Genomic DNA, 6334 nt, shown 5'->3' on the forward strand with positions numbered 1-6334 from the left:
GACAACCGACGACAACGCCGCGAGGTGCGGTGCGAGGCCCCGCGAGCCCGGCATGATCCAAACGAGAGGCCCTGGGGGCCGCTGTCGCACCCGGGGCGACGCCGTGTGAGAGGGCGGCGCCCCGGATGCGGTGGGGGGACAGGAAGGACCCGGCCGGGTTGGCGTGCACCGACCGGACCCGGCTCAGGCCTCGCAGGCCGGAAGTTCGGCGAGCCAGTTCTCGATGGCCTCGGCGGTCAGTGCCGAGTGCTCCATGGCCAGGGACAGATGGTCGGCCTCGATGTCCTGTACCGCGTCCGCCGGCACCGCGGAGGTGTCGAGTTTGAAACCGTTGTTGGCCTGCGTGGCGCGCAGGAGCAGGGTGGGGGCGGTCGTGGCGGGTGCCTCGATGTCCGTCATCAACATGAACCAGTGCGCCATCGCGGACATCCGGGCGCTGTTGAGCGTCACGGACGGCGAATCGATGTCGGCCAGGTAGAAGCGGGTCGTCCGGTCGAGGTTGTTTTCTTCCGAGGGGTCGTACCGGATGGACGCCGTGTCGAGCAGGACGACCGCCTCCGGCTTCACACCCCAGGTGTCCTCCAGGACACCGGCCGCGAGGTAGGCGAGGGAACCACCGGTGGAGTGGCCGATCATCACGAACGGTTCGCCGTCGCTCGCCATCAGGACGCTCTCGGCGACGATCCGGGCCGCCGCGTCGCTGCCCGCGGGCAGCAGCTCGCCGGGGGCGAACCCCATCAGCGGCAGCGCCGACACATGGCGTTTGCCGCGGAAGTGGGCGGCGATGCGGGCGTACTGGTGGACACCGCCGGTGGCGCCGGGCGCGCTGACGAAGATCAGCCGCGGGGTGCCGGGACCGGTGGCCAGGGTGACGGCCTCGGACAGCTCCTCCAGGTCCGCGGGCGTCTCGAAGGTGGGCCGGGTGTTGGCGACCGCCTTCAGCATCCGCATCGCCTCGACGAGCTTGCCGCCGCGCACCGCGTTGTGGAACAGGCCGACCAGCGTGTCGTCGGGATGCACCGTGGTGCCGGCGACGGCGGTACCGGACGCGGGGCCGGAAGCGGACAGGTCGCCCAGTTCCTCGTTGAGGTGGCGGGCCAGCTTCACCGGCGTCTTGCTGTCGAAGACCACCGACGTCGGCAGGCGCAGCCCGAGGAGTTCGCCGAGCTGGTTGCGCAGGCTGACCGAGACCAGCGAGTCGAAGCCCAGCTCCAGGAAGCCGCGCTCGGGGTCGACGGCGGAGGGGTCGGCGTGGCCGAGCAGGCCCGCGGTGAAGCCGACGACCAGCTCGGTGAGCAGCTTCTCCCGGCCGGCGGTGTCGAGCGTACGCAGCCCGTCGAGCACGGTCTTCGGCGAGCGGTCCGCGGCGGCGGCGCGCCGGGTGCGCGGCACCAGGCCGCGCCAGAGGGCGGGCAGCGACTGCTGGACCTGGAGGCCGGCGACGTTGATCCGGGTGGGCACGACCACCGGCTCGGGGCGGGCGAGGGCGGCGTCGAACAGGGCGAGGCCGTCCTCGATGCTCATCGGCGGGGTGCCGCCGCGGTCCATCCGCCCCAGGTCGGTGTCGCTGACCTGGCTGGTCATGCCGCTGCCCCGGTCCCAGGGTCCCCAGGCGAGGGACAGGCCGGGCAGACCGGCCGCCCTGCGCATATGGGCGAGCGCGTCGAGGGAGGCGTTGGCGGCGGCGTAGTTGCCCTGGCCGGGGCCGCCGATGACGCCGGAGATCGAGGAGTACAGCACGAACGCGGCGAGGTCGTGGCCGAGGGTCGCCTCGTGCAGGTGCAGGGCCGCGTCGGCCTTGGGGCGCAGCACACCGGCCAGTTGTTCCGGGGTGAGCGAACCGATCAGGGCGTCGTCCAGGACACCCGCGGTGTGCACGACGGCGGTCAGCGGGTGCGCGGCCGGCACCGACGCGACGAGCGCGTCGACGGCGTCGCGGTCGCCGACGTCGCAGGCGGAGACGGTCACCTGGGCGCCCAGGCCGGTCAGTTCGGCGACCAGTTCGGCCGCGCCGGGTGCCTGCGGGCCGCGGCGGCCGGCCAGCAGCAGATGCCGGGCGCCCCGGGCGGTGACCAGGTGCCGGGCGAGCGCGGCGCCGAGGCCACCGGTGCCGCCGGTGATCAGGACGGTGCCGTCGGGGTTCCAGTCGGGGGCGGCGGGGGCGTCGTCGGCCGTGCGCGGCAGCCGGGCGAGCCGGGCGGCGCGCACCTGGTAGTCGCGGACCGCGAGCTGCTGCTCGTCGAGCGTCAGGACGTCGGGCAGCACGCCGGCGGACAGGAACGTGTCGTCGAGGTCGACGAGCAGCAGGCTCCCGGGGTTCTCGGTCTGCGCGGACCGCACCAGGCCCCAGACGGCCGCGCCGGCCGGGTCGAGGACGTCCTCGTCGTCGAGGGCGACGGCGCGGCGGGTGACGAAGACGAGGCGGGTGCCCGCGAGCCGCGGCTCGGACAGCCACTCCTGGAGATAGCCGAGGACCCGGGCGGTGAGGGCGTGCACCCCGTCCACTCCGGAGTCCTTCTCCCCCGCCAGCGGGATCAGGAACACGTCGGGCGCGACACCGCTGTCGCCGATGGCACCGCCCAGGGACTCCGCGTAGGCGGTGACGGTCTCGTCGGCGCGGTGCATGGCGTAGCCGAGGTCGAGTTCGTCGGAGCCGACGACGGCCCAGCGGGTGCCGGTGGCGCGGGCGGAGGCCTTGACGGGCACCCACTTCAGCGCGAACAGGTCGCCCTGGCCGGTGGCGGCCGGGGTCCCGGCGGTGCCGTCCGGGGTGCCCAAACGTACGGTGTCGGCGGTCAGGACGAGGTTGCCCGCCGGGTCGACGGCGGTGAGGGCGACGGTGTCGGGCCCGGTGGTGCTCAGCCGCACGCGCAGCGCGGTGGCGCCGGTGGCGTGCAGCGTGAGCCCGTCGAAACCGGCCGGCTCGCCGGCCGTGGCGCCGTCGAGGGCGGCGGCGCGCAGGGCGGTGGACAGCAGCGCGGGGTGCAGTCCGAAGCCGCTGTCGGGTCCTGCGGGCAGCTCGACCTCGGCGAACACCTCGCCCTCGTGCCGCCACACCCCGGTCAGGCCGCCGAAGAGCGGGCCGAGGGTGCGCCCGTCGGACTCCAGCTCCGTGAGCGGGACTTGGCGGGCGTCGGCGGGCGGCCACTGAACGAGGTCCGTGGCATCGTCCTCGGCGTCCTCGGCGCCCTCGTCGGGGGAGAGGACACCGCGGGCGTACGTCGTCCAGGGGGCGTCGTCCGCGGTCGCCGGGTGGGCGTGCACGGAGAGCGGCCGGTGGCCGGAGGCGTCCGCGGGGCCGACGCGCACCTGGAGCAGGACCGCGTCGCGGTCGCCGAGGGTCAGCGGGGCGAGCAGGTCGAGCCGGTCCAGGCGCGGGGTGCCGTTCTCGTCGCCCGCGCGGACCGCGATCTCCACGAAGGCGGCGCCGGGGACGGTGATCCGGCCGTCGACGCGGTGCTCGGCGAGCCAGGGGTGGGTCAGCGGCGAGAGGCGTCCGGTGAGGACGGACTCGTCGGCGTCGGCGAGGGCGATGGTGGCGCCGAGCAGCGGATGCGCGGCGGCGCCGAGGCCCAGTCCGGCGGGGTCGCCGGAACGGGCGCGCACGGTCGGCCAGTACCGGCCGCGCTGGAAGGCGTACGTCGGCAGGTCCACGGGGACCGGACGCCCAGGGAGGGCGCCCTCGAACACGGCGTCCCAGTCGGCCCCGGCGCCCCGGGTCCACAAGGTGCCGAGCGCACCGAGCGCGGCGGCCTCCTCCGGCTGGTCCTTGCGCAGCGCGGGCACGGCGGTGACGGCAGTGACGTCAGTGATCTGCGTGTTCTCGCCGACGAGCGCGGACAGCACGCCGTCCGGGCCGAGTTCGAGGAAGGTCCGTGCGCCTTCGTCGACGAGGGTGCGCACGGCATCGGCGAAGCGGACGGCCTGCCGGGCGTGGCACACCCAGTAGTGCGGCGTGGCCAGTTCCTCGGCGGTGACGACGTCGCCGGTGAGGGTGGAGACGACGGGCACCGACGGCTCGCCGAAGGTGAGCTCGGCGACGACGTCCCGGAACGCGTCGAGCATCGGGTCGACGAGCGGCGAGTGGAAGGCGTGGCTCACGGAGAGCCGCGTGGTGCGCCGGCCCTGCTCCCGGAAGTGCTCGGCGATGGCGAGGACGGCGTCCTCGGCGCCGGAGACCACCACGGACTCGGGGCCGTTGACCGCGGCGAGCGAGACCCGCTCGTCCAGCAGCGGCCGCACCTCGGACTCGGTGGCGCGCAACGCGACCATGGCTCCGCCGGCCGGCAGGTCCCGCATGAGGCCGGCGCGGGCGGCGACCAGCGTGCAGGCGTCCTCCAGGGACAGTGCGCCGGCCACGTGCACAGCGGCGATCTCGCCGACGGAGTGTCCGGCGAGGTGGTCGGGGCGCAGCCCCCAGGAGGCGAACAGGCGGTAGAGGGCGACCTCGATCGCGAACAGGGCGGGCTGGGTGTGGCCGGTGTCGTCGAGGGCCGCGGGGTCCTCGCCCCACAGCACGTCGCGCAGCGAGTGGCCGAGGCGCTCGTCAAGGAGGGCGAGGGTCTCGTCCAGGGCGGCGGCGAACACCGGGAAGCCGGCGTGGAGTTCACGGCCCATGCCGAGGCGCTGGGCGCCCTGGCCGGAGAACAGGACGGCGAGGCCGGGGCGGTCGCCGGAGGGGACGGTGCCGCGGGCGGCCTCGGTGAGCCCGCCGTCCGCGGCGACGAGCAGCGCCCGGTGTTCGAAGGGGGTGCGGGTGCCGGCCAGCGCGTGGCCGACGGCTACGGGGTCGCAGCCGGACGCGGCGAGCGGCCGGACCCGCTCCAGCTGGGCGTCGAGGGCGGCGGCGGTACGGGCCGACACGGGCCAGGGCACGGCGCGCGGGACGACCGGCGCGGGCTGCGGCTCGGCGTCGGTGTCCTCCTCGGCCGCGGGGGCCTCTTCGAGGATGACGTGGGCGTTGGTGCCGCTGATGCCGAAGGACGACACACCGGCCCGGCGCACCTGCTCGCTCTCGGGCCAGGGGGTGGCCTCGGTGAGCAGGCTGACGTGGCCGGCGTCCCAGTCGACGTGTGTGGAGGGCGCGTCGACGTGCAGGGTTCGGGGCAGCAGCCCGTGGCGCAGGGCCAGGACCATCTTGATGACGCCCGCGGCACCGGCGGCGGCCTGGGTGTGGCCGATGTTGGACTTCACCGTGCCCAGGCGCAGCGGGCGGCTCGCGTCGCGGTCCTGGCCGTAGGTGGCGAGCAGGGCCTGTGCCTCGATGGGGTCGCCGAGGGTGGTGCCGGTGCCGTGCGCCTCGACGGCGTCGACGTCGGCGGGCGAAAGCCCGGCGGAGGCCAGAGCGTCGCGGATGACGCGCTGCTGGGCGGGCCCGTTGGGGGCGCTGAGGCCGTTGGAGGCGCCGTCCTGGTTCACGGCGGAGCCGCGCAGCACGGCGAGCACCGGGTGGCCCTTGCGCCGGGCCTCGGAGAGCCGCTCGACGAGGATCATGCCGACGCCCTCGGACCAGCCGGTGCCGTCGGCGGAGTCGGCGAACGCCTTGCAGCGGCCGTCCGCGGCGAGGCCGCCCTGGAGGCTGAAGCCCACGAAGCTGGACGAGGTGGTCATGACGGTGACCCCGCCGGCCAGCGCGAGGTCGGCCTCGCCGGAGCGTACGGACTGGGCGGCCAGGTGCAGGGCGACCAGGGCCGAGGAGCACGCGGTGTCGAGCGTGACGGCGGGTCCCTCGAAGCCGAGCGCGAAGGACAGCCGGCCGGACATCACGCTGGCGGCCAGGCCGTTGCCCGCGTAGCCGCCCATGTCGTCGTCGGAGGCGAGGACGAGGTGGGCGTAGTCCTGCGAGTTGGTGCCGACGAAGACACCGGTGCGGCTGCCGCGCAGGCTGCCGGGGGCGATCCCGGCATGTTCCACGGCCTCCCAGGCGGTTTCGAGGAGCAGCCGCTGCTGCGGGTCCATGGCCAGCGCCTCGCGGGGCGAGATGTCGAAGAAGCCCGGGTCGAAGTCGGCCACGTCGTGCAGGAATCCTCCCTTCTGCGTGCTGCTGCTGCCTTCTCCGTCACCGGCCAGCGTCTCCAGGTCCCAGCCGCGGTCGGCCGGGAACCCGCCGATGGCGTCGCGGCCGTCGGCGAGCATCTCCCAGAGGTCCTCCGGGGAACGCACACCGCCCGGGAAGCGGCACGCCATGCCGACGATCGCCACGGGCTCGTGGCGGCCCGCCTCGGCTTCCTGGAGGCGTCTGCGGGTCTGGTGGAGATCCGCCGTGACCCACTTCAGGTAATCGACGAGCTTTCTTTCGTCCGGCATCGTCCGTGAACCTTCCTCAAAATGTTTC

1 protein-coding gene is annotated in these 6334 nt (G+C 74.7%); it reads right to left on the reverse strand.

What is annotated here, in order from left to right:
- Window positions 1-183: 183 nt before the first annotated feature.
- Window positions 184-6306 carry a type I polyketide synthase gene (locus tag ACIQFZ_RS35955; RefSeq protein WP_402693199.1) on the reverse strand — a complete coding sequence of 2041 codons (6123 nt, stop codon included), beginning with the start codon at window positions 6304-6306 and terminating at the stop codon, window positions 184-186.
- Between the last annotated feature and the right edge of the window lie 28 nt (window positions 6307-6334).

The sequence above is a fragment of the Streptomyces sp. NPDC093064 genome, assembly GCF_044754605.1.
In the GTDB taxonomy this organism is placed as follows: Bacteria; Actinomycetota; Actinomycetes; order Streptomycetales; family Streptomycetaceae; genus Streptomyces.

Coding starts and splice junctions, on each gene's coding strand:
- ACIQFZ_RS35955 (WP_402693199.1), bottom strand. CDS start 6,306: ATGCCGGACGAAAGAAAGCTCGTCGATTACCTGAAGTGGGTCACGGCG.